Below are 22830 nucleotides of genomic sequence, written 5' to 3'. Positions count from 1 at the left end.
GGCGGCGCTGCCGGCCTTCATCCTCGCACCAGTCGCCGCCGGTCCGGGCGCTGGTCCGGTCCCGAGCCGTGAGGCGTCCGCCACAGCCCAGAGCGCTCACGCACACCCGCCCGCCGCCCGGCTGCCGGCGAGCGGTCCGGGCCGGCCGGGGCGTCGACCGGCGACCCTTCCCGCCCGCACGGGTCGAGAAGGGGCGCCCTCCTCGGCTCAGACGTCGTGCGGGACGGCGTCCCAGCCGTCGACCTCGTGCGGCTTGCGCGGTGAGTGGCCCACGTAGCGGGCCGAGGGACGGACCAGTCGCTGGAGCTTCTTCTGCTCCAGGATGTGGGCGCTCCAACCGCCCATCCGGGCGCAGGTGAACATGGAGGTGAACATGTGCGCCGGCACCTCGGCGAAGTCGAGCACCACGGCGGACCAGAACTCGACGTTGGTGGCGAGGACCCGGTCCGGCCGGCGGGCCTGCAACTCGGCGAGCGCCGCCTTCTCCAGTGCCTCGGCGACCTCGAAGCGCGGGGCACCCAGCTCCTTGGCGGTGCGGCGGAGCACCCGGGCGCGCGGGTCCTCGGCCCGGTAGACCCGGTGACCGAAGCCCATCAGGCGCTCGCCCCGATCCAGCACGCCCTTGACGTAGCTCTCCGCGTCACCGCTGCGCTCCACCGCCTCCAGCATGCTCAGCACCCGCGACGGCGCACCGCCGTGCAGCGGGCCGGAGAGCGCGCCGATGCCGGACGAGATGCAGGCGGCCGCGTCCGCACCGGTGGAGGCGACGATCCGGGCGGTGAAGGTCGAGGCGTTCAGGCCGTGCTCGGCGGCCGAGATGAAGTACGCGTCGACGGCCTTGACGTGCCGCGGGTCGGGTTCGCCCCGCCACCGCTTCATGAAGCGCTCGACGATCGTCTCCGCCTTGTCTATCTCCTTCTGCGGCACGGCCGGCAGACCGAGGCCACGGGCGGACTGGGCGACGAAGGAGAGCGCGGTGACCGACACCCGGGCGAGGTCCTCGCGGGCCTGCCGGTCGGAGATGTCCAGCAACTGCTGCAATCCCCAGTACGGGGCGAGCATGGCGACGGCGGACTGCACGTCGACCCGGATGTCACCGGAGTGCACCGGCACCGGGAACGGCTCCGCCGGGGGCAGGCCGGGGCCGAACCGGCCGTCGACCAGCAGTGCCCAGACATTGCCGAAGGAGACCTGGCCGATCAGATCCTCGATGTCGACGCCGCGATAGCGCAGCGCACCGCCCTCGCGGTCGGGCTCGGCGATCTCGGTTTCGAAGGCTACGACACCTTCAAGTCCGGGTTTGAAGTCGGCCATCTCACTGCTCCTGGTGTGTGGTCGGTGCGCCCGCCCGGGCTCGGTGCCCCGGCCCCGGCCGGGTGAGCGCCTTAGGCGACCCTCAGGGATGTGTTCGTGACATCTTGCCTGCTGGGGCCCGGGTGCGCGAGACGCTGCCGATGTGCTGCTGGCGACATCCCGGTTGCCGATCCCCGGGCCGGGTCGATAAGACTGGGCCGGACGGGCTGGTCGCCGGGCGCGTACCGGCCCGGCGGGGAGGAGCGGGAACGTGATGGGGGACACACCGCCACCTGCCGGGATGCGGCACGAGTACGCCGCCGGGGCCGGTTTGACGGAGGCCGACCTGGCAGCCGACTGGCACACCCAGTTCGACCGCTGGTTCGCCGATGCGGTGGCGGCCGGGTTGCCCGAGCCGAACGCCATGGTGCTCGGCACCGCCGATGCCGCCGGCCGGCCGAGCGCAAGGACGGTGCTGCTCAAGGGGTACGACCCGGCGGGGTTCGTCTGCTACACCAACTACGACTCCCGCAAGGGCGCCGAGACCGCCGCCAACCCGTACGCCAGCCTGCTCTTCCCCTGGTTCCCGATGCAGCGGCAGGTGATCGTCGCCGGTCGGGTGACACGGGTCGACCGGACGGAGACCGAGGCGTACTTCGCCAGCCGGCCGCGCGGCTCGCAGCTCGGCGCCTGGGCCAGCGTGCAGTCGTCGGTGCTGCCGGACCGGGCCGCACTGGATGACGCGTACCGGGCCGCGGCGGAGCGGTTCGCCGACGTGGACCCGATCCCCGCCCCGCCGTACTGGGGCGGGCTGCGGGTGCGGCCCGAGTCGGTCGAGTTCTGGCAGGGCCGGGCCAGCCGGCTGCACGACCGGCTGCGGTTCCGCCGTACCGGCGGGGCTGGGTCGCGGAGCGGCTGGCCCCGTGACGGTGAGCGCGACGAACCGGCTGCGCGAGCAGCGCCGCTGGGCGATCGACCTGCGCCCGCTGCGGGTGCCGACGTACCGGCGGCTGTGGCTCGGCAACGCCATCGCGATGTTCGGTTTCCAGTTCACCGCGGTCGCGGTGCCGGTGGAGATGTACGCGCTGACCCGGGACTCGTTCTGGGTCGGCCTGCTCGGCGTGGCTGCCTTCGTGCCGCTGCTGGTCTTCGGGCTGTGGGGCGGCGCGGTCGCCGACGCCATCGACCGGCGCCGGGTGCTGCTGGGCGGCTCGGTGCTGCTCTGGGTCTCGGTGCTCGGGCTGCTGGCGCAGGCCCTGCTGGGGGTCGGCAGCCCGGTGCTGCTGCTCGCGCTGGTGGCGCTGAGTTCCGTCTCGTTCGCGATCGCCGGTCCGGCCCGTGCGGCGCTCGTCGGCCGGCTGGTCCCGGCCGAACTGGTGCCGGCGGCCACCACGCTCAACTTCACCACCGCGATGGCCACCGCGGTCCTCGGGCCGCTGGCCGCCGGTCTGATCCTCGCCATCTGGGATCTCGGCATCGCGCTGCCGATCGCGTACGCCGTGGACGCCACGCTGCTCGCCGCCCTGGTCTGGGCGGCGGTGCGACTGCCCGCCATGCCGCCCGAGCCGGACCCGGACGGCGCGCCCCGGCAGGCCGGGCTGCGCAGCATCGTCGACGGCGTCCGTTACCTGGCCGGCAGCCCGGTGCTGCTGCTCTCCTTCGCCGTCGACCTGATCGCCATGGTGTTCGCCTTCCCCCGGGCCCTCTTTCCCGAGGTGGCGACCGAACGGTTCGGCGGCGGCGCGGCGGTGGGCTGGCTCTACAGCTCGATCGCGATCGGCTCGCTGCTCGCCGGTCTCGTCTCCGGCTGGATCGGCCGGGCTCGCCGGCAGGGGCTGGTGCTGGTGCTCTCCGTGGTGGGCTGGGGCCTCGCGGTGGCGCTGGCCGGGCTGGCCCGGCAGCTCTGGCTGGTGGTCGCGCTGCTGGTGCTGGCCGGTGCCGCCGACCTGGTCAGTTCGGTGGTCCGGCAGTCGCTGCTGATCGTCTACGCGCCGGACCGGATGCGTGGCCGCCTACAGGGCGTCAACACCGTCGTGGTGGCCGGCGGACCACGCCTCGGCGACCTGCGGGCCGGGGCGATGGCGGCCGGGTTCGGCAGCGGGGTGGCCTGGGTCGGTGGTGGCCTGGCGGCGGCGGCGCTCGCGGTGCTGCTCGCGGTCGCGTTCCCGGCGCTGCTGCGCTACCGCCCGTCGGCCGGGTCGGGTGCGCGGCGCGCCTGATGAGCCGGCCCATGGTGAGCGGCCGGCGGTCGTGACGGCTAGGGTCTGGCGACATGGACAGCCGCGATCCGCGTCCCCTGTCGGGGGCACAGTGGAGCATTTCCGCCGCCGGTCACGAGGCGGTCATCGTCGAGGTGGGCGGTGGGCTCCGCGCCTACCGGCAGGACGGTGTCGAGCACCTCGACGGGTACGCCACCGACGAACTGTGTCCCGGTTCGGCCGGCCAGGTGCTCGCGCCCTGGCCGAACCGGATCCGTGACGGCGTGTACACCTTCGACGGGCAGTCGATGCAGCTCCACCTGACCGAGCCGGAGCGGCACAACGCCATCCACGGCCTGGTGAACTGGGCGTCGTGGCAGCTGATCGAGCAGCGGCCGGACGCGGTGAGCGTCGGCTACGACCTGCCGCCGCAGCCCGGCTACCCGTGGCCGTTGCGGCTGCTCACCCGGTGGAGCGTGGGGGCCGACGGGCTGCGGGGGGAGCACGAGGTGACGAACGTCGGTGCCGAGCCGGCGCCGTTCGGCTTCTCCGTGCACCCCTATCTGCGGTTGCCCGGGGTCGCGGTGGAGGACATCGCGCTGCGGGTGCCGGGCCAGACGCGGCTGCTGCTGGACGGGCGGCTGCTGCCGGTGGGCGCGAGCCGGGTCGCCGGCACCGACTACGACTACACCGAGCCGCGGCGCATCGGCGAGGCGGTGCTGGATCTCGCCTTCGGGCAGGTGACGCGGGACGCCGGCGGCGGCTCCGAGGTGACGCTCGCCGGGCCGGACGCGTCGGCCGGGCTGCGGATCTGGGCCGACGAGCAGTTCGGCTGGTGGCAGGTCTTCACCGGTGACACGCTGACCGGGGAACGGTTCCGCCGGTCGGTGGCAGTGGAGCCGATGACCTGCCCGCCGGACGCGTTCCGTTCCGGCCGCGATCTGATCACCTTGGCGCCCGGCGACACCTGGCGCGGCGGCTGGGGCATCCGGCCCGGGATCTGACGGCGATTTCTGGGGCCGCAAACGGGCCGGCGAGTGGGGAGCGCAGGGTGGAGTTCGCGGAGGTCGTCCGACGGCGCCGGATGGTGCGCAACTACGACCCGGACCGCCCGGTCCCGCCGGCGGTGCTGGAGCGGCTGCTGGAGCACGCGGTGCGGGCGCCGTCGGCCGGTTTTTCCCAGGGCTGGGGTTTCCTGGTGCTGGAGGAGGCGGCGGACCGGGAACGGTTCTGGGCGGCCAGCACCCCGCAGGGTGGCGGCACGGGGCGCTGGCTGGCCGGGATGCGCCGGGCCCCGCTGATCGTGGTGCCGCACGCCAACCGCTCGGTCTATCTGGAGCGCTACGCGGAGTCGGACAAGGGCTGGGCGGACAGGTCGACGGAGCGTTGGCCGGTTCCCTACTGGTACGTCGACACCGGCTTCGCGGCGCTGCTGATGATGCTGACCGCCGTGGACGAGGGGCTCGGCTCGTGCTTCTTCGGCATCCCGCCGCAGCGGCTGGAGCCCTACCGCGAGGCGTTCGGCGTGCCGGAGGCGTTCCATCCGATCGGTGCCCTCACCATCGGTTACCGAGCCCCCGACCACCGGTCACCGTCGTTGCGTCGCGGGCGCCGTCCGGTGGACGAGGTTGTCCGGCGGGGACACTGGACCTGACCCGAACCGGGTGGTTTCGTCCTGTTGAGAACCGGACGACCGGTGGCGAAACTGGCACCAGGGAGCAGAACGTGGGGTGCGGGGTCCGGCTACGCTGGCACGGTCATCGGCGCCGCAGGTCGCGGCGCCGTGCCGCGACCCGGCCCGGCGTCGTGGCTCGGCCCGGTGAGGGGGAGGGGAGCGTGCCGTCGTGATCTTCAGAGCGGTCCGGGACGGACGTCCCTATCCGGAACACAACCTGACCCTGAAACAGTGGGCGGAGATCCCACCCCGTCCGCTGCGCCTGGATCAGCTCATCACCACCAAGCGCGAGCTGGCGTTGGACAAGCTCCTCGCCGAGGACTCCACCTTCTACGGCGACCTCTTCCCGCACGTGGTGCAGTGGAACGGCGGCCTCTACCTGGAGGACGGCCTGCATCGGGCGTTGCGGGCCGCGTTGCAGCAGCGCAACCAGATCCACGCCCGGGTGCTCGTCTTCGCCGAGGCGGTCGAGTGACGCCGGTGGACCTGCTCGACCTGGATTCGTCGCTGACCGAGGAGGAGCGGCAGATCCGCGCCGTCGTGCGCCAGGTGGTCGACGATCGGGTACGCCCACACGTCGCCGGCTGGTACGAGGCGGGCCGGATGCCGGCGCGCGAACTGGCCCGCGAGTTCGGCAAGCTCGGCCTGCTCGGCATGCACCTGACCGGCTACGGCTGCGCCGGTGCGACGGCCGTCGCGTACGGGCTGGCCTGCCTGGAACTGGAGGCCGGTGACTCCGGCGTCCGGTCGCTGGTCTCGGTGCAGGGTTCGCTGGCCATGTACGCCATCTGGCGTTACGGCAGCGAGGAGCAGAAGCAGCGCTGGCTGCCGGCGATGGCGGCCGGTGAGGCGATCGGCTCGTTCGGGCTGACCGAGCCCGACCACGGCTCGGACCCGGCCTCGATGGCCACCCGGGCCCGCCGCGACGGCGACGACTGGGTGCTCTCCGGCAGCAAGATGTGGATCACCAACGCTCCCGTCGCCGACGTCACGGTGGTCTGGGCGCGCGCCGAGGAGGGCGTCCGGGGCTTCGCCGTACCGATGGACACGCCCGGGGTGACGGCGCGGGAGATCGCCCGAAAGATGTCGTTGCGGGCCTCGCTGACCGGCGAGATCTCGCTCGACGACGTCCGGCTGCCGGCGGACGCGCAACTGCCCGGCGCGATCGGGCTGAAGGCGCCGCTGAGCTGCCTGACCGAGGCCCGGCACGGCATCGTCTGGGGGGCGCTCGGCGCGGCTCGGGACTGCCTGGAGACGGCGCTGGGGTACGCGCGGACCCGCACCCAGTTCGGCCGGCCGCTGGCCGGCTTCCAGCTCACCCAGGCCAAGCTCGCCGACATGGCGGTGGAGTGGAACAAGGGCTGTCTGCTGGCGCTCCAGCTGGGCCGACTGGCCGACGCCGGAAAGTTGCGCCCCGAGCAGGTCAGCGTGGGCAAGCTGAACAACGTCCGCGAGGCGCTGGCCATCGCCCGGCAGTGCCGCACCATTCTCGGCGCCAACGGGGTCTCCGGCGACTACCCGGTGATGCGGCACGCCAACAACCTGGAGAGCGTGCTGACGTACGAAGGCACCTCGGAGATCCACCAACTGGTGATCGGGCAGCAGCTCACCGGGATCTCCGCGTTCACCTGACCGGCCTCGACGAGCGGGTGTCGTACGTTGGGCTTACCGTCATCAACAGACAACGCGTCTGACGAGGACGGTGAGGGCGATGGCACGCGACGGCGACATCAACGAGCCCACCAGCAGGTTTGCCGATCAGCAGCCCGGCGAGCTGCTCACGGACCGGTCGGCCCCACCGGAGCCTCCGCAGCAGGGCGGCGGGGCCGTTCGTGCCCTGCTCTGGGTGCTCGGTGCCGCGGCGCTGGCGGTGGTGGTGCTGCTCGGCGTGCGGACCACCGGGATCCTGCCCGAGTTCCGCAACCCGTTCACCCAGGAACAGACCGACCGCAGCCAGCCCGCGCTGCTGGAGTCGATGCACGATCTCAGCCGCTACGTGGCCGCGGAGGGCAACTTCCAGGTCGTGGTCGACCTGCAGAACGATCGGCGCAACGTGCCGGACTGGCTGCTCAACGAGCGGACGCTGTTCGTCGGGGCGGGCAGCGTCGAGGCGTACGTCGACTTCGGCACCCTCGCCGAGGGGGCGATCGTGCAGTCGGCCGACGGCAAGTCGGTCGAGATCAAGCTCCCGGCGCCGCAGCTGGCGGAGACCAACCTCGACCTGGAGCAGAGCTACGTCTTCGCGGAGGAGCGTGGCCTGCTCAATCGCGTCGGAGAGTTGGTCGGCGGCGACCCGAACCGGCAGCAGGAGGTCTACCGCCTGGCCGAGGATCGGATCACCGGCGCCGCCCGGGAGAGCGGGCTGGCCGCCCGGGCCGAGGAGAACACCCGCAAGATGCTTGAGGGGCTGCTCCGCTCGCTCGGCTTCGAGCAGGTGACCGTCACCTACATCGCCCCCTGACCGACCGGGCACCCGGCGCCGGCCGCGGCCCGGTCGGCGGCGGGTGGCTCAGTGGCCGGCGACCAGGTGGCGGTCCTCGTTGGGCATGATGATCCAGAGTGCCAGATAGACGATCACCTGGGTGCCCGGTAGCAACAGCGACAGCAGGAACAGCAGCCGGACGAGCCCGGCCGAGGTGCCGAACCGCCGCGCCAGGCCGGCACAGACTCCGGCGAACATGCGCCCCTCGCGGGGGCGGACCAGTTTGCGACTCATCGTCGTACTTCCCCTCTGCGGCGATCCGCCGCTGCTGGAATCAACGCTAGGGATGGATGACCGTCCTGCCCTCGGTCCGGAGGAGGAAGGCCACCCCGCTGACCCGTAGGTGCTTACCCGCGTGGGCTCCGGGCGACGCCTACCGCCGGGCCAGGGGTCAACGCGGGGCCGAGGGGAGAGGCGAGATGTGATCCGTCCGCGCCATCAGCTCGACAGCGCCCGCACGCCGGTCACCGCCGCGGCCCGGGTAGTAGGCTCGCCGGTCGGGCGTCCTCACCTGGGCGTCACCAGGGCCGGACCGTACCGCGGACCGGCCACGACCGGCCGCGGACCGGCAACACCGGCGACGGCGAGGACGGCACAGTCATGATCAGCGTGTTCGACCTGTTCAGTGTGGGTATCGGGCCATCCAGCTCGCACACGGTGGGGCCGATGCGGGCGGCGCATACCTTCGTCGCCGGGCTCAAGGCCGACGGTCTGCTCACCGACACCGCCCGGGTACGGGCCGAGCTGTTCGGTTCCCTCGGCGCCACCGGGCACGGGCACGGCAGCGACCGCGCGGTGCTGCTCGGCCTGGCCGGCGAGGCCCCCGAGACGGTCGACACGGACAGCGTCGAAGCGCGGATGGACCGGATCCGGACGGAGCACCGGCTGTCCCTGCTCGACACGCACGAAATCGACTTTGCCCCGGAGCGGGACCTGACGCTGCACCGCCGGCGTTCGTTGCCGTACCACCCGAACGGGATGGTCTTCTCGGCGTACGACGCGAGCGGGGCCGAGGTACGGACGCGCACCTACTACTCGGTGGGTGGCGGCTTCGTGGTGGATGAGGCGGCGGCCGGGGCGGACCGGATCAAGCCGGACAGCACGCCGGTCCGGCATCCGTTCCTCACCGGGGCGGAGTTGCTCGGCGTGACCGCCGCGACCGGGCTCTCCATCGGTGAGGTCATGCTCGCCAACGAGCTGTCCTGGCGGGCCGAGGCGGACGTCCGAGCCGGGCTGCTGGACATCTGGCGGGTGATGCGTGAGTGCGTCGAGCGTGGCTGCGCCCGGGACGGCACCCTGCCGGGTGGCCTGAAGGTACGCCGCCGCGCGGCCGAGTTGCATCGCGGCCTGGCCGCCGACAGCCCGGCGGGCACGGGTGGGGATCCGCTGCACGTGATGGACTGGGTGACGCTGTTCGCGCTGGCCGTCAACGAGGAGAACGCGGCCGGCGGCCGGGTGGTGACCGCCCCGACCAACGGCGCGGCCGGGATCATCCCCGCGGTGCTGCACTACTACACCCGGTTCGTGCCGGGGGCCTCCGACGACGGCGTGGTGCGGTTCCTGCTGGCGGCCGGCGCGATCGGGGTGTTGTTCAAGGAGAACGCGTCGATCTCCGGTGCGGAGGTGGGTTGCCAGGGCGAGGTCGGGTCGGCCTGCTCGATGGCCGCCGCCGGGCTGGCCGAGGCGCTGGGTGGCACGCCCGCCCAGGTCGAGAACGCCGCCGAGATCGGCATGGAGCACAACCTGGGGCTGACCTGTGACCCGGTCGGTGGCCTGGTGCAGATCCCGTGCATCGAGCGCAACGCGGTGGCTAGCATCAAGGCGATCACCGCCGCCCGGCTCGCGCTGCGCGGCGACGGGGTGCACGCCGTCTCGCTCGACAAGGTCATCAAGACCATGCGGGAGACCGGCGCCGACATGAAGGTCAAGTACAAGGAGACGGCGCGCGGCGGTCTGGCCGTCAACGTGATCGAGTGCTGAGCGTACGGCTCGTCGGCAGGTGTTCACCGGCTGCTAACCTGTCGTCCGTTCACCAGGCGGGAGGCGGCGGTGACCTCTGGCGTCGGGGCGTTGTGGTCGCACCGCAACTCGTTGCGCATCCTGGTCAGGCGCGATCTCGCGGTCAAGTACCAGCAGTCCGTGCTCGGTTACCTCTGGTCGCTGATCGAGCCGCTGGGCATGGGCGCGATCTACTGGTTCATCTTCGGTGTCCTCTACTCCCGCGACACCAACCGGCATCTCGGTGAGGCCGCCGGGTCGTACCCGTTGTTCCTGATCACCGGGATCTTCGCCTGGATGTGGACCAGCGCGGCGCTGAGCGAGGCGACCCACGCCCTCACCGGCCAGTCCCGGCTGATCACCACGATGAACGTGCCCCGGCAGGTCTTCCCGGTCGGTCGGGTCGCCGCCCGCTTCGCCGAGTACGCCGCCGGCCTGCCGATCCTGGCCGCCATCGCGATCTGGTACGCCGCCGACGGCCGGATCGAGCCGGGCTGGTCGATGCTGTCCCTGCCGCTCGCGGTGCTGGTGCAGGCGACCCTGCTGATCGGGCTGGCGCTGCTGCTGTCGGCGTTCAACGTGCTGATGCGGGACGTGGAGCGATTCATGCGCCTGATCATCCGGGTGCTCTTCTACGCCACGCCGATCATCTACCCGCTGAGTCTGGTGCGCGACTCGGAGCTGCCCGGCTGGCTCAAGTTCGGCTACGAACTCAACCCGCTGGTCGGAATCTTCCAACTGCATCACGCCGTGTGGTACCCGGACGAGTTCCCGGGGACCCGGATGCTCGCCACCACCATCGGCATCAGCCTGCTGCTGCTCGTGACCGGCTGGTGGACGTTCCGCCGGCTCGAACCCGCCGTGCTCAAGGAACTCTGATGGCTGAGTCGATCATCGAGGCGGAGGGCCTCGGCATCCGGTTCGTCCGCAACCGCCGCCGGCAGTTGCGGCTGCGGGAGCTGTTCATCCACCGGGGCACGCGGGGTGCCTCGGACGGCCGGTTCTGGCCGCTGCGCGACGTCACCTTCGCGGTGGCACCGGGTGAGACCCTCGGGGTGATCGGCCGCAACGGCACCGGCAAGAGCACCCTGCTGCGCCTGATCGCCGGGGTGCTGATCCCCGACGAGGGGCGGATTCGGGTCAGCGGCGACGTCGCCCCGCTGCTGGAACTCTCCGCCGGCTTCTCCAACGAGCTGACCGGGCGGGAGAACCTGTACCTGGTGGGCGGCCTGCACGGGCTGTCGTCGGCGTACCTGAAGCGGCACTTCGACGAGATCGTCTCGTTCGCCGGTGAGCAGGTGGAACGGGCCATCGACACCCCGGCCCGGCACTATTCGTCGGGCATGAAGGTCCGGCTCGGCTTCGCGATCATCTCCCACCTGCCGCATCCGATCCTGCTGATGGACGAGGTGACGGCGGTCGGGGACGCCGAGTTCCGCGCGAAGTGCTACACGACCATCGAACGTCTGCTCGGGGAGGGGCGCACTCTGGTGCTGGTGTCACACAACGAAAAGGATCTGACCCGGTTCTGTCGCCGGGGGCTTTTCCTCGACGCGGGCCGGCTGAGCGTCGACGGCACCATCGCCGAGGCGCTGGCCGCATACCACGACGCGGTTCCCCGGTGACCCTCGCGATCGTGCTCGCCGCCGGCGCGCCGGCCGCGAGCCTGCCGACGGGTGGCGGCGAGTCGTTGGTCGACGGGCTGGCCGGCCAGTGGCGCCGGGCCGGAGTGTCGGAGGTGCGGGTCGCCGCCGACCTGGACGAGTTGGCGGAGCTGGCGGGTCGGGCCGGTGGCCCGGTGGTGGTCAGCGGCGCCGACCTGGTGGCGCACACCGCCGTACTGCGCCACCTGGTGACCAGCCCGGTCGGTCCGACCGTGGCGCTGGTGCTCACCGACCGCCCCACCGGCGGGCGGACGGTGCTACGCGAGGAGCGTGGCCAGGTGGTGGAGGCCGGCCGCTCGGAGCAGTTGGACGGGGCCGCGACGGGCGTCTTCGGCGGCGCGGTGCGGGTCGGCCGGGACGACGTGCCGGCGCTGGCCGCCGCCGCTCGGGCCGTCGCCGCCGGCCGCGCTGCCGGGGTGCCGGGGCCGCTCGTGGACCAGGTCTTCGCCTCGCTCACCGGGCAGGGCGCGCTGGTCTTCGCCCACCGGGTGCGCCTGCTGGTCGCGCACCGGGTCGACGACGCCGCCGGGCTGGCCGGGGCGGAGGCGGCGGTGGCCGCCGTCGACGAGGACCGGGCCGAGCTGCGGCTGTCGGTGAAGGAGAAGGACGACTTCTTCACCACCTTCTTCGTCAGCACCTGGTCGCCGTACGTCACCAAGGCCTGTGCCAGGTTGGGACTGAGCCCGACCGTGGTGACCATGCTGTCGGTGGCCTTCGCGGTGGCCGCGGCGGCGCTGTTCGCCGCCGGCGGCCGTCCGTCGCTGGTGGCCGGTGCGGTGCTGCTCTACCTCGGGTTCGTGTTGGACTGCGTGGACGGCCAGGTGGCCCGCTACACCCGCGACTTCAGCGCCTGGGGCGGTTGGCTGGACACGATGGCCGACCGGGCGAAGGAGTACCTCGTCTACGGCGGTCTCGGGTGGGGCGCCACCGCGGCCGGGTTCCGGTACGGCTGGGCGCTGGCCATCGCTGCGATGACGTTGCAGACGGTGCGGCACATGACCGACGCGTGGTACGGCGTACTGCACGACGAGGCGGCCCGCCGGCCGAGGAACGTCGGCGGCGGCACCGGCGGCGGTATCGGTGACCGGCTGAACGCGGCGTCGACCCGGGTGCAGGCCGACGCCGGCTCGGTGTCGTACTGGCTCAAGCGCACGGTGGTCTTCCCGATCGGGGAACGGTGGGCGTTGATCGCGGTGGCCGCGGCGCTGTTCGACCAGCGGGTCGCCCTGATCGCGGTGTTGACCTGGGGCGTGTCGGCGTTGGCGTACACCGGGGCACTGCGTACGTTGCGGGCGCGCTGGATGTGGGTGCCGGTGCTGGACACGGTCGACGCGACCCTGCACCGCGACGACGGCCCACTGGCCACCCGGTTGCCGGTGCTGCGGCGGCCGGGGCCGCTGGTGCTCGCGGTGGTCGCGGCGCTCGGTGCCGCGGCGCTGTTGCTGGCGGCGGTGCTGGCCGGCGCGGTCGGCCCGGGCGGGGACGGCGCGGGCGAGGCGGCGGCACCGCTGCGTTGGGCGGTGCCGGTGGCGCTGCTGGTGCTGCTCGGGGCGGCGACCGGCGCCGGGGCGGCGCACAACGGGCCGCTGGACTGGCTGGTGCCGGCCGCGTTGCGGGCCGCCGAGTATCTGTTCGCCATCGCGGTCGGGTTGATCGGCGGCGCGCCGGCCTGGCTGGTCTTCGGCTACGTCTTCGTGCTCGCCCTGCACCACTACGACCTGGTCGCCCGGCTGGAGAAGCGGCAGCCGGCCCCGCCGTTGCACCCGGCGACGCTCGGCTGGGAGGGGCGGTCGGTGTTGCTGACGCTGGCGGCGATCGCCGGAATCGTGAGCATTGGTCTGGCTACACTCGGTATCTACCTCCTGGCCCTCTTCGTGGCGAGCGTGGTGCTGGCCTGGGTGGTCCGGCCGGCGCGCGCCGCGCCGATGCCGGTAGGTACGGGAGGTCACGCGAAGCTCTGACGGGGGGCCGGGACGATGACGCTGATCAGCTTCGTCGTCCCGGCCTTCCGCGTGCAGGGCTACCTGCGGGAATGTCTCGACTCGATCCTGGCGCAGCCGGCTGCCGACATCGAGGTGATCGGGGTCGACGACTGCTCGCCCGACGGCAGTGGCGACATCCTCGCCGAGTACGCCGACCGCGACGAGCGGGTGACGGCCGTGCGGCTGGACCGCAACGTCGGGCTGGGGCCGGCCCGCAACATCGGTCTGGACCGGGCCGTCGGCGAGTACGTCTGGTTCGTCGACGGCGACGACTGGCTCGCCCCGGACTGTCTCGTCGAGGTCGCCGCCCGACTCCGGGTAACCCGACCCGACGTGCTGATCGTCGATCACGTACGCGCGCACTGGGACGACACGGTGACCCGCAGCGCGATGGCCGACGCCTTCCCGGAGCCACCCGGGCCGGTCACGTTCCGGCTGACCGAGCGGCCGGAGACGCTGGAACTGCTGCACACCGCCTGGAACCGGTTGGTCCGCCGACGGTTCCTGACCGGCGCCGGGCTGCGCTTCGCCCCCGGCTGGTACGAGGACGTCTCGTTCAGCTACCCGGTGCTGCTGGCCGCCGACCGGATCGGCGTACTGGACGTGGTCTGTGTGAACTACCGGCAGCGGCGGGCGGGGGCGATCACCAGGACCCGGGGCGAGCGGCACTTCGAGGTGTTCGAGCAGTGGCACCGGGTGTTCCGGGAGCTGGACCGGCTCGGTGCCGAGGAACTGCGGCCGGTGATCTTCGAACGGATGATGTGGCACTACCTGACGGTCCTCGGCAACGGTGACCGGATCGCGCCGGAGCTGCGGCCGACCTTCTTCGCCCGGGTCGCGATCGAGCACGCCCGTTTCCGGCCGCCCGACGGGCACCGGCCGCCCGACGGGCACCGGCTGCCCGACGGGGTGGCCGGGCTCAAGCACCGGCTGGTGGCGGCCGGTAGGTGGCGTACGTTCAGCGCGTTGCGGGCCGCCAGCCGGGCGGGGAGGCCGCTCGCCGGGTCGCCGGCCAGGCCCGGCGGCGGGTGCTTCCGCCCGCCCGGCGGAGTGCCCGGCTGGCCCGCGACGCGGTGTTGCACCAGTACCAGCGGGCCGAACGCCAGCGGGCGGTCGAGGAGAACCTCGCGGTCTACGCCGCCTACTGGTACCGGGGCTACGCCTGCAACCCGGCCGCGATCTACGAGGCGGCGCGCCGGCTGGCGCCACACGTCCGGGGGGTGTGGATCGTCCGGCGGGACCGGGTGCACACCCTGCCCGAGGGGGTCGAGTACGTCGTCGCCGGTACGGCCGCGTACCACCGGGTGCTGGCCCGGGCGCGGTGGCTGGTCAACAACGTCAACTTTCCGGACTCGGTGCGCAAGCGGCCGGGCACGGTGCACGTACAGACCCACCACGGCACGCCGGTCAAGGTGATGGGGTTGGACCAGCAGCGTTATCCGCTGGGCGCGGCCGGGATGGACTTCGCCGGACTGCTGCGCCGGGTGGACCGCTGGGATTTCAGCGTCACCTCGAACAGCTTCTCCACCCAGATGTGGGAGCGTGCCTACCCGGCCGGGTACACCAACCTCGAGGTGGGGTATCCGCGCAACGACCGGTTGGTCACCTCGACCGCCGAGGACGTGCTGCGGCTGCGTGCGGAACTCGGCGCCGGCCTCGGCGAGCAGGTCGTGCTGTACGCCCCGACGCACCGGGAGCATCTGCCCAGGTACCGGCCACCGTTCGACCCGGAACGGTTCCTCGACGGACTCGGCTCGTCCGGGCTGCTGCTGATGCGCAGTCACTACTTCCACGACCGGGATCGGCGGCTGCCGCCCCGGGACGCTCGGGGGCGGATCCTGGACGTGAGCGCGCATCCCCGGGTCGAGGACCTCTACCTCGCGGCCGACGTGCTGGTCACCGACTACTCGTCGGCGATGTTCGACTACGCCGTCCTGGACCGGCCGATCGTGATCTACGCGCCGGACTGGGACGCCTACCGGCTGACCCGGGGGGTCTACCTCGACATCACCGCCGAGCCGCCCGGTGCGGTGGCGCGTACCTTCGGCGAGCTGGTCGACGTGTTCCGCTCCGGCGAGGTGCGTTCACCCGCCGCCGAGCAGGCTCGGGCGCGGTTCCGGGAGCGATTCTGCGCACTGGAGGACGGCCACGCCGCGGAGCGGGTGGTGCGCCGCGCATTTCTCGGCGAGACGATTGCCTGAGTGGCAATTTCCAGGCGATCGCCTCCACTCGATTGAACGTAATAGGTCTGTCACGATTCGAACATGGCACGTTTACCCGATGTGCCGTCGGCGCGGGGGTGGACACAGTCATCGGAAGTTTCGCCGACGAGCTGGGGGAGGAGACGGTGACCACCGTCGCGCTCAAGGATGTCACGAAGGTCTTCCGGGACGGCACGGTCGCGGTGGACAGCATCAATCTCGACGTCAACGACGGTGAGTTCATGGTGCTGCTCGGCCCGTCCGGCTGTGGCAAGTCGACCGTGCTGCGGATGGTCGCCGGGCTGGAGGACCCGACCGCCGGGGCAGTGATGCTCAACGGCGAACTGGCCAACGACCTGCCGCCGCGGGAGCGGAAGATCGCCATGGTCTTCCAGGATTTCGCCCTGTACCCGCACATGAGCGTCAACGACAACATCGCCTTTCCGTTGAAGCTGGCGGGCGTCGAGCCCACCCCGCGCGGCGAGCGGGTCGGTGACGTGGCCAGCGCCCTCGGCATCGGCGACGTGCTGGCGCGGCGGCCCAGCCAGCTCTCCGGCGGGCAGCGGCAGCGGGTCGCGATGGGCCGGGCGATCGTGCGCCGGCCCGGTCTGTTCCTGATGGACGAACCGCTGTCCAACCTGGACAGCGGCCTGCGGGCGGAGCTGCGGGCGGAGATCTCCGGCCTGACCCGCGAGCTGGGCGTCACCACCATCTACGTGACCCACGACCAGGCCGAGGCGCTGACCATGGCCGATCGGGTCGCCATCATGCGCAAGGGCGTGCTACAGGACGTCGGTACGCCGACCCAGGTGTACGGCCGCCCCGCGACCCTCTACGTCGCCGCGTTCCTCGGCAGCCCCCGGATGAACCTGCTGGAGGCGTCGGTCTACGTCCACCTCGACCGGTACGTCACCCTCACCCTCGGCGAGCAGGCGCTCTACCTGCCCTGGGACGACATCCGCAGCCGGGCCGTGGCGCATTACCACGGCGAGCGGATCGTGGTCGGGATGCGGGCCGAGGCGCTGACTCCGGTCGCCCCGGACACCGTGGGTGACGTGCTCCAGGGTCGGATCCGCTACCTGGAACACCACGGTCACGAGTCGCTGGCCTTTCTCGACATCGGCGCCACCGCGATCGTGGTGGACGACGTCGGCGGCCCGGCGGACGCGGAGACCCCGCCCGGCCAGCGCGGCCTGCGTCGTTTCAGCCAGGTGATGCAGCGGTTCACCGGGCGGGCCGGCGAGCCGGCGGCACCATCGGTCAACGGCACCCGGACCAGCGTGCTGCACGACCCGGGTCGCCACCACCGCCGCCCGGCCGAACTGGCGGTCCGGCTCGCGCCGTACCCCGCCGTCTCCGCCGGCCACCCGCTCGCGATCAAGGTACGCATGGACGCGCTGCACTTCTTCGACGAGCGCGGCGACCGCATCGACGTCGGCTGGCGCTGACCCCACCCCACCCCACCCACCCCACCCACCCACCCCACCACCCCCACCCCCGCTGACGTCGATCATGCAGTTGTGGCACGTGACAAAGACCGTGTTCGGCGCATATCGAGTGCCACAACTGCATGATCAACGGGGTGGGGGGTGGGGGTGGAGGTGGGGGTAACGGGTGGGGGTAGCGGGTGGGTGCCTATCTGTGGCAGTGCGGATGCCCCTGGTGCGGCGTGTCGGCTTGCCGCACTGCCACAGATCCGGCTTGTCCGGCAAGTTACCGATGGGTAGCGTGTGGGTATGACCATCGACTCGCGCCAGGTGGCGGCCGGCATGCTTGAGGCGGTGCCCTTCGCCCGCACGCTCGGCTTCGAATTCGTCGAGGTGGCTCCCGAGGCCGACGGCGGTGTCCGGGCGGTCGTCCGGCTCCCGGACTCGCCGGCCACCCACAACCATCTCGGCGGCCCGCACGCCGGGGCCATGTTCACCCTCGGCGAGACCGCCTCCGGCGCGGTGGTGCTGGCCGCGTTCGGCCACCTGCTCGACCGGGCCACGCCGCTGGCGGTGCGGGCGGAGATCGCCTATCGCAAGCTCGCCATGGGGGCGGTGCTGGCGACGGCCCGGCTCGGCCGCCCAGCGGCCCAGGTGATCGCGGAGTTGGAGGCCGGCCAGCGGCCGGAGTTCCCGGTGCTCGTGGAGATCGCCACCGAGGCGGGCAAGCCGACCTCGGAGATGACCGTCATCTGGACCCTCCGCCCGAACTGACCCGCTTGCGGACATCAGCGGGCGGATCGGCCCACCGGTCGCAGGGGCCGGCCGGGCCCGCCGCGCCGGTCTGCCTCGAAGTGCGTTTGGCGGTACGCGCCGGCGGATAGATTCATACGATGCTCGGCCTGCCTGATCATGTGACCGCCTGTCTCTTCGACCTGGACGGTGTGCTGACGCAGACCGCCGGGGTGCACAACGCCGCCTGGACGGAGACGTTCGACGACTTCCTCCGGCGCCGAGCCACCGCCACCGGCGAGCCCTTCCGGCCGTTCGACCCCGGCCCGGACTATCACCGGTACGTCGACGGCCGCCCCCGTCTCGACGGAGTACGCACCTTTCTCGCCTCGCGCGGCATCACCCTGCCGGAGGGCTCCCCGGAGGATCCGCCCGGCGCGCAGACCGTGCACGGTCTCGGTAACCAGAAGAACACCCGGGTGCTGGAGCGGATCCGCACCATCGGCGTGGACGTCTACCCCGGCTCCGTGGCGTACCTGAAGGCGGTGGCCGCGGCGGGGCTGCGCCGGGCGGTCGTCACGGCCAGCGCCAACGGTCGGGAGGTGATCGCCGCCGCCGGCCTGGAGCCGCTGCTCGAAGCGCGGGTGGACGGGCTGACCGCCCGCGCCGAGGGGCTGCGCGGCAAACCGCAACCGGACACCTTCCTCGCCGGGGCGGAGTTGCTCGGCGTGGCACCGGAGCGGGCGGCCGTCTTCGAGGACGCGCTCGCCGGCGTCGAAGCCGGCCGGGCCGGCGGGTTCGGTTACGTGGTGGGGGTCGACCGGGCCGGGCAGGCCGACGAACTGCGCGCACACGGCGCCGACGTGGTGGTCGCCGACCTCGCCGACCTGCTCGACGCCGGGCGGCCCGAGTGATCCGGGAGCGGGCGTACCCGGTCGAGCCGTGGCACGTCCGGGAGACCCGGCTCGACATGGACGTGCTCGCCCAGTCCGAATCGGTCTTCGCGCTGTCCAACGGGCACGTCGGGCTGCGCGGCAACCTGGACGAAGGGGAGCCGCACGGCCTGCCCGGCACCTACCTCAACTCGTTCTACGAGCTGCGGCCACTGCCGTACGCCGAGGCCGGGTTCGGCTTCCCCGAGTCCGGCCAGACCATCGTCAACGTCACCAACGGCAAGCTCATCCGGCTGATGGTCGACGACGAGCCGCTCGACGTGCGCTACGGCGAGGTGATCGCCCACGAGCGGATCCTCGACCTGCGTGCCGGCACCCTGCACCGGTCGCTGCACTGGCGCTCGCCGGCGGGCCGGGAGGTCCGGGTCAACACCACCCGGCTGGTCTCCTTCCGGCAGCGCTCGGTGGCCGCGATCCGCTACGAGGTGGAGGTGGCCGACGGGGAGCCGCTGCGGCTGATCGTCCAATCCGAGCTGGTGGCCAACGAGACGCTGCCTCCGCAGAGCCGCGACCCCCGGGTCGCCGCGGTGCTCGAGTCGCCGCTTCAGGCGGAGGAGGAGCTGACCACCTCCGCCGGCGGCCTGCTGATCCACCGGACCAAGGTCTCCGGGCTGCGGGTCGCGGCGGCGATGGACCACGAGGTGAACACCCCCGCGCGGGCCTCCATCGGGTCAGAGGGGTACGAGGACTGGGTGCGCACGCTCAACCTGGAGGGTGCCGCGTTCCCCTGGCGCACCATCGAGGGGCCGGAGTCGTCCGGCTACTGGCCGGCGGGCACCGCGGCCTTCCACATCGCCGCCGGCATCTCCGACGCGCTACGCCGCTACGTGCTGGTCACCGGGGACCGGCAGCTGGAACAGGAGATCGGCCTGACCCTGCTGGTGGAGACCGCGCGGCTCTGGCGCTCGCTCGGGCACCACGACCGCGACGGCCGATTCCACATCGACGGCGTGACCGGCCCGGACGAGTACACCGCCGTCAAGAACGACAACGTCTACACCAACCTGATGGCGCAGCGGAACCTGCGTGCCGCCGCCGAGGTGGTGATGCGGTACCGCGACGAGGCGTACCACCTCGGGGTCACCGACGAGGAGGCCGCCGCGTGGCGCGACGCCGCGACGGCCATGCACATCCCGTACGACGAGGATCTCGACGTGCACCAGCAGGTGGAGGGCTTCACCCGGCTACAGGAGTGGGACTTCGCGCAGACCCCGCCGGACAAGTACCCGCTGCTGCTGCACTATCCGTACTTCGACCTGTACCGCAAGCAGGTGGTCAAGCAGGCCGACCTGGTGTTGGCGATGCACTGGCGGGGAGACGCGTTCACCGCGGAGGAGAAGCTGCACAACTTCCTCTACTACGAGCGGCGCACCGTCCGGGACTCCTCGCTGTCGGCCTGCACGCAGGCGGTGCTGGCGGCGGAGGTCGGCTATCCCGATCTGGCTCACAGTTACCTGCGCGAGGCGGCGCTGATGGACCTGCACGACCTGAACGAGAACACGCGCGACGGGGTGCACATGGCCTCGCTCGCCGGCGCGTGGATCGCGTTGGTCGCCGGTTTCGGTGGGTTGCGGGACCACGACGGGGTGCCGTCCTTCTCGCCCCGCCTGGCGAGCCGGCTGAACGGCCTGTCGTTCTCGGTGCAGTGGTGCGGGATGCGGCTGCGGGTCGACGTACGCAGGCACGAGACGACGTACGCCCTGCATCACGCCGAGCCGGACGCGGTGATGGAGGTGCGCCACCACGGCAAGCCGGTCCAGATCACCTGCGACGAGTCGGTCACCGTACCGAACCCGCCGCCGCGCACCGACCTGCCGGCGCCGGAGCAGGCGCCGGGCCGCGCTCCCTGCTCCGGCTGCCGGAGGACCCGGCCTGAGGCGGTGCCGCCGGCCCTCTCGGGCGGCGGATCAGATCGGTTCGCCCTGGGAGGGCCGGCCGGTGGCGTCGTGGGGCGTCCTCGCCCGCGGATCGTCGGCCGAACGCGCCTGGGCAGCGTCGTCCGCCCAGTCCCGTCCGCGCTGCGCGTCCGCTTCCCGCCGCTCGCGCTCGGCGGCCGACTGCACGGGTTCACGGTGGTGATGCGGCATGACGGTCCTCGCGATCTGGTCGGCGGCGCCGGTGACGCCGGTCCGTCTGCGGTCTCCCGTCGGCTACCCGGAACCCCCGGGCGCAAACGTGTGCCGGGTCGGTGGCGTGGTGTCGACCGGCCGGGGTAACCGGGCCGGTGAAGGCAGTCACCTGGAGGCGCGATGGACGTACGCGACGGCGAGGCGACGATCCCGGCGGGCGAGGTCAACCTGCCGGCGGACCTGCTGGTGCCGGCTACGCCGGTCGGGGTGGTGCTGTTCGCGCACGGCAGTGGCAGCTCCCGGCACAGCCCGCGAAACGTGGCGGTGGCCCGCCGGTTGGCCGACAGCGGGCTCGGTACCGTCCTGGTCGATCTGCTCACCGCGGCCGAGGACGAGGTGGACGCGGTCACCGCGGAGCTGCGCTTCGATATCGGGCTGCTGGCCGACCGGCTGGCCGGGGTGGTGGACTGGTTGGGCACCGAGCGGCCCCTCGGCGAGGCGCCGGTCGGCCTCTTCGGCGCGAGCACGGGTGCCGCCGCCGCCCTGGTCGCCGCCGCCCAGCGAGCTGACCTGGTGCGTGCGGTGGTGTCCCGGGGTGGCCGCCCGGATCTTGCCGGCGTCGCCCTCGGCCAGGTACGCGCCGCCACCCTGCTGCTGGTCGGTGGGCTCGACGAGCAGGTCATCGCCCTCAACGAGCAGGCGCTGAGCCGGCTGACGGCGCCGGCCGAGCTGCGGGTGATCCCCGGCGCGACGCACCTCTTCTCCGAACCCGGCACCCTGGAACACGTCGCCGACGCGGCAACCGGTTGGTTCCACGATCACCTGCACCCCCATCCCACCACCGTCTAGCGGGCCGTCCTGGCGGGGGCGGCCCCGGATGGCGGCCAGCGACGGTCAGGCCGGATCGGGTTCGGGGTGTCGTTCCGACGGTGGGCCGGCCGGTGACGGCGAGTCGTGCGGTGCTGGCGAGCCGGGGCCGGACGGCGCCGCGGCGGCCTGCCGTTGGCGCTGCACGCTGTCGATGATGCGCCAGGCGACGGCGGTGATCGGGACCGCGACGAAGGCACCCGCGATGCCGGCGATGAGGGTGCCGGCGGTCACCGCGAGCAGGATGACCACCGGATGCAGTCGCACCTGACGCCTCATGACCAGCGGTTCCAGCAGATTGCCCTCGATCTGCTGGACCGCGATCACGGCGGCCAGGGTGAGCAGGGCGGTGGTGGGGCCCTCGGCGGCCAGCGCCACCAGCACCGCGACCGCGCCGGCCACGGTGGCGCCGATGATCGGCACGAAGCCGCCGATGAACGTGATCAAAACCAGCGGTAAGGCGAGTGGCACGCCGAGCAGCACCAGCGCCAGGCCGATGCCGATCGCGTCGATGGCGGCGATCAGCATCGTGCCCCGGCTGTACGAGCCGAGGGTGCGCCAGCCGACCCGCCCCGCCTCGGCGGTGATCGCCCGGTTCGGCCCGGTCATCCGGCGCAACGTCCAGTGCCACATCGCTCGGCCGTCCTTGAGCAGGAAGAACAGCAGTACGAGGGCGAGCAGGGCGGAGCCGAAGACCTCGGCCACCGTCCGGGCGCTGGAGACCGGGTCGACCTCCTGCTGGCTGATTGCCTGGCGCAACTGGGTGAGCAACCCGTCGAGCTGCTCGTCGGTGACCGGAAGGGTGGAGGTGACGAAGTCGCGGGTGTGCGCCAGCCCCTGCCGCAGCTCTTCGCCCAACTCGCCGAACTGGCTGGCGGTCATGTTCCACACCAGCGCGCCGACACCACCCAGGACGCCGAGTAGCAACAGGACGGTGAGCAGCGCGGCCAGCGCGGCGGGTAGCCGCAGCCGGCGCAGTGCCAGCTGCACCGGGTCGAGCAGCGCGGCGAGGAAGAGGGTGGCGGCCACGGCGATGGCCAGCGGGGTGATCAGCATCGTGATCCGGGCCAGCAGATAGAACCCGGCGGCGATGACCACCAGGCAGGCGCTCCACACCACTGCGGAGCGGACCAGCCAGGGCAGGGCCGTCCAGGTCTGGCGTGGGCCGGCGTTCCGGTCCGTTCTCTTGGCGGGCGTGTGCCCCGCTCCTGCGACCACGTCGGCCTCCTCTGCCCCGGCGAGGTCGATACCCGGCCGGCGTCCTTCCGACACCGATCCCACGCTAGGTG

18 protein-coding genes and 3 pseudogenes are annotated in these 22830 nt (G+C 72.3%); 17 read left to right on the top strand and 4 right to left on the bottom strand.

What is annotated here, in order from left to right; genetic code table 11:
* Nucleotides 1-207: 207 nt before the first annotated feature.
* Nucleotides 208-1314, bottom strand: coding sequence for a citrate synthase 2 (locus KIF24_RS27565; protein ID WP_221086509.1), 1107 nt, complete (start codon nucleotides 1312-1314; stop codon nucleotides 208-210).
* A gap of 253 nt (nucleotides 1315-1567) precedes the next feature.
* Here KIF24_RS27565 and pdxH point away from each other — a divergent pair.
* From pdxH to KIF24_RS27530, 7 genes and pseudogenes are all read left to right on the top strand, one after another.
* Nucleotides 1568-2220: pseudogene (gene pdxH, locus KIF24_RS27560) on the top strand (pyridoxamine 5'-phosphate oxidase).
* A 2-nt stretch (nucleotides 2221-2222) separates the two neighbouring features.
* On the top strand, nucleotides 2223-3512 hold the full coding sequence (locus tag KIF24_RS27555; protein WP_221086508.1) for an MFS transporter: 1290 nt from the start codon (nucleotides 2223-2225) through the stop codon (nucleotides 3510-3512).
* A 53-nt stretch (nucleotides 3513-3565) separates the two neighbouring features.
* Nucleotides 3566-4495: an aldose 1-epimerase family protein gene (locus KIF24_RS27550; protein ID WP_221086507.1), complete on the top strand. Its 930-nt coding sequence runs from the start codon at nucleotides 3566-3568 to the stop codon at nucleotides 4493-4495.
* A 47-nt stretch (nucleotides 4496-4542) separates the two neighbouring features.
* Nucleotides 4543-5145: a nitroreductase family protein gene (locus KIF24_RS27545; RefSeq protein WP_221086506.1), complete on the top strand. Its 603-nt coding sequence runs from the start codon at nucleotides 4543-4545 to the stop codon at nucleotides 5143-5145.
* Between the two features lie 190 nt (nucleotides 5146-5335).
* Complete coding sequence (locus tag KIF24_RS27540) at nucleotides 5336-5641, top strand: type II toxin-antitoxin system VapB family antitoxin (protein ID WP_221086505.1); 306 nt, start codon at nucleotides 5336-5338, stop codon at nucleotides 5639-5641.
* Complete coding sequence (locus KIF24_RS27535; protein ID WP_221086504.1) at nucleotides 5638-6798, top strand: acyl-CoA dehydrogenase family protein; 1161 nt, start codon at nucleotides 5638-5640, stop codon at nucleotides 6796-6798. Before KIF24_RS27540 ends, KIF24_RS27535 begins: the two co-directional genes overlap by 4 nt.
* A gap of 79 nt (nucleotides 6799-6877) precedes the next feature.
* Complete coding sequence (locus KIF24_RS27530) at nucleotides 6878-7627, top strand: DUF4230 domain-containing protein (RefSeq protein WP_221086503.1); 750 nt, start codon at nucleotides 6878-6880, stop codon at nucleotides 7625-7627.
* 48 nt (nucleotides 7628-7675) lie between these two features.
* On the opposite strand, the gene KIF24_RS27525 is transcribed toward KIF24_RS27530, so the two are convergent.
* Complete coding sequence (locus tag KIF24_RS27525; RefSeq protein WP_221086502.1) at nucleotides 7676-7882, bottom strand: PspC domain-containing protein; 207 nt, start codon at nucleotides 7880-7882, stop codon at nucleotides 7676-7678.
* Nucleotides 7883-8248: 366 nt separating this feature from the next.
* On the opposite strand from KIF24_RS27525, the gene KIF24_RS27520 reads away from it, so the two are divergent.
* The 9 genes and pseudogenes from KIF24_RS27520 (at nucleotide 8249) to KIF24_RS27480 (ending at nucleotide 20481) form a co-directional block, all read left to right on the top strand.
* On the top strand, nucleotides 8249-9628 hold the full coding sequence (locus KIF24_RS27520; RefSeq protein ID WP_221086501.1) for an L-serine ammonia-lyase: 1380 nt from the start codon (nucleotides 8249-8251) through the stop codon (nucleotides 9626-9628).
* 69 nt (nucleotides 9629-9697) lie between these two features.
* Complete coding sequence (locus tag KIF24_RS27515) at nucleotides 9698-10525, top strand: ABC transporter permease (RefSeq protein ID WP_221086500.1); 828 nt, start codon at nucleotides 9698-9700, stop codon at nucleotides 10523-10525.
* The gene (locus tag KIF24_RS27510) at nucleotides 10525-11271 is read left to right on the top strand and encodes an ABC transporter ATP-binding protein (RefSeq protein ID WP_221086499.1); all 747 of its coding nucleotides are present in this window, start codon (nucleotides 10525-10527) and stop codon (nucleotides 11269-11271) included. The genes KIF24_RS27515 and KIF24_RS27510 overlap by 1 nt, the downstream gene beginning before the upstream one ends.
* A complete protein-coding gene (locus KIF24_RS27505; RefSeq protein ID WP_221086498.1) occupies nucleotides 11268-13271 on the top strand; it encodes a DUF5941 domain-containing protein in 2004 nt (667 codons plus the stop codon). The genes KIF24_RS27510 and KIF24_RS27505 overlap by 4 nt, the downstream gene beginning before the upstream one ends.
* 15 nt (nucleotides 13272-13286) lie before the next feature.
* Nucleotides 13287-15493 (top strand): annotated as a pseudogene (locus KIF24_RS27500) (bifunctional glycosyltransferase/CDP-glycerol:glycerophosphate glycerophosphotransferase).
* Nucleotides 15494-15639: 146 nt separating this feature from the next.
* Nucleotides 15640-16941, top strand: coding sequence for an ABC transporter ATP-binding protein (locus KIF24_RS27495; protein WP_221087580.1), 1302 nt, complete (start codon nucleotides 15640-15642; stop codon nucleotides 16939-16941).
* Between the two features lie 288 nt (nucleotides 16942-17229).
* The gene (locus tag KIF24_RS27490; protein ID WP_221086497.1) at nucleotides 17230-17694 is read left to right on the top strand and encodes a DUF4442 domain-containing protein; all 465 of its coding nucleotides are present in this window, start codon (nucleotides 17230-17232) and stop codon (nucleotides 17692-17694) included.
* 119 nt (nucleotides 17695-17813) lie between these two features.
* Complete coding sequence (locus tag KIF24_RS27485) at nucleotides 17814-18566, top strand: HAD family hydrolase (protein WP_221086496.1); 753 nt, start codon at nucleotides 17814-17816, stop codon at nucleotides 18564-18566.
* Nucleotides 18563-20481 (top strand): annotated as a pseudogene (locus KIF24_RS27480) (glycoside hydrolase family 65 protein). Before KIF24_RS27485 ends, KIF24_RS27480 begins: the two are co-directional and overlap by 4 nt.
* A gap of 31 nt (nucleotides 20482-20512) precedes the next feature.
* Here KIF24_RS27480 and KIF24_RS27475 read toward each other — a convergent pair.
* Nucleotides 20513-20692 (bottom strand): hypothetical protein, encoded by a 180-nt coding sequence (locus tag KIF24_RS27475; RefSeq protein ID WP_221086495.1) that lies wholly within the window; start codon nucleotides 20690-20692, stop codon nucleotides 20513-20515.
* A gap of 162 nt (nucleotides 20693-20854) precedes the next feature.
* Here KIF24_RS27475 and KIF24_RS27470 point away from each other — a divergent pair, with 162 nt between their 5' ends.
* Nucleotides 20855-21523 (top strand): dienelactone hydrolase family protein, encoded by a 669-nt coding sequence (locus KIF24_RS27470; protein WP_221086494.1) that lies wholly within the window; start codon nucleotides 20855-20857, stop codon nucleotides 21521-21523.
* A 45-nt stretch (nucleotides 21524-21568) separates the two neighbouring features.
* Here KIF24_RS27470 and KIF24_RS27465 read toward each other — a convergent pair whose 3' ends face one another.
* A complete protein-coding gene (locus KIF24_RS27465) occupies nucleotides 21569-22813 on the bottom strand; it encodes an AI-2E family transporter (protein ID WP_407939967.1) in 1245 nt (414 codons plus the stop codon).
* Nucleotides 22814-22830: the final 17 nt, after the last annotated feature.

It is taken from the genome of Micromonospora tarapacensis, assembly GCF_019697375.1.
GTDB classification, from domain to species: Bacteria; Actinomycetota; Actinomycetes; order Mycobacteriales; family Micromonosporaceae; genus Micromonospora; species Micromonospora tarapacensis.
The sequence above is the reverse complement of the archived record's forward strand: the minus strand, read 5'-3'. Positions and strand labels throughout refer to the sequence as shown.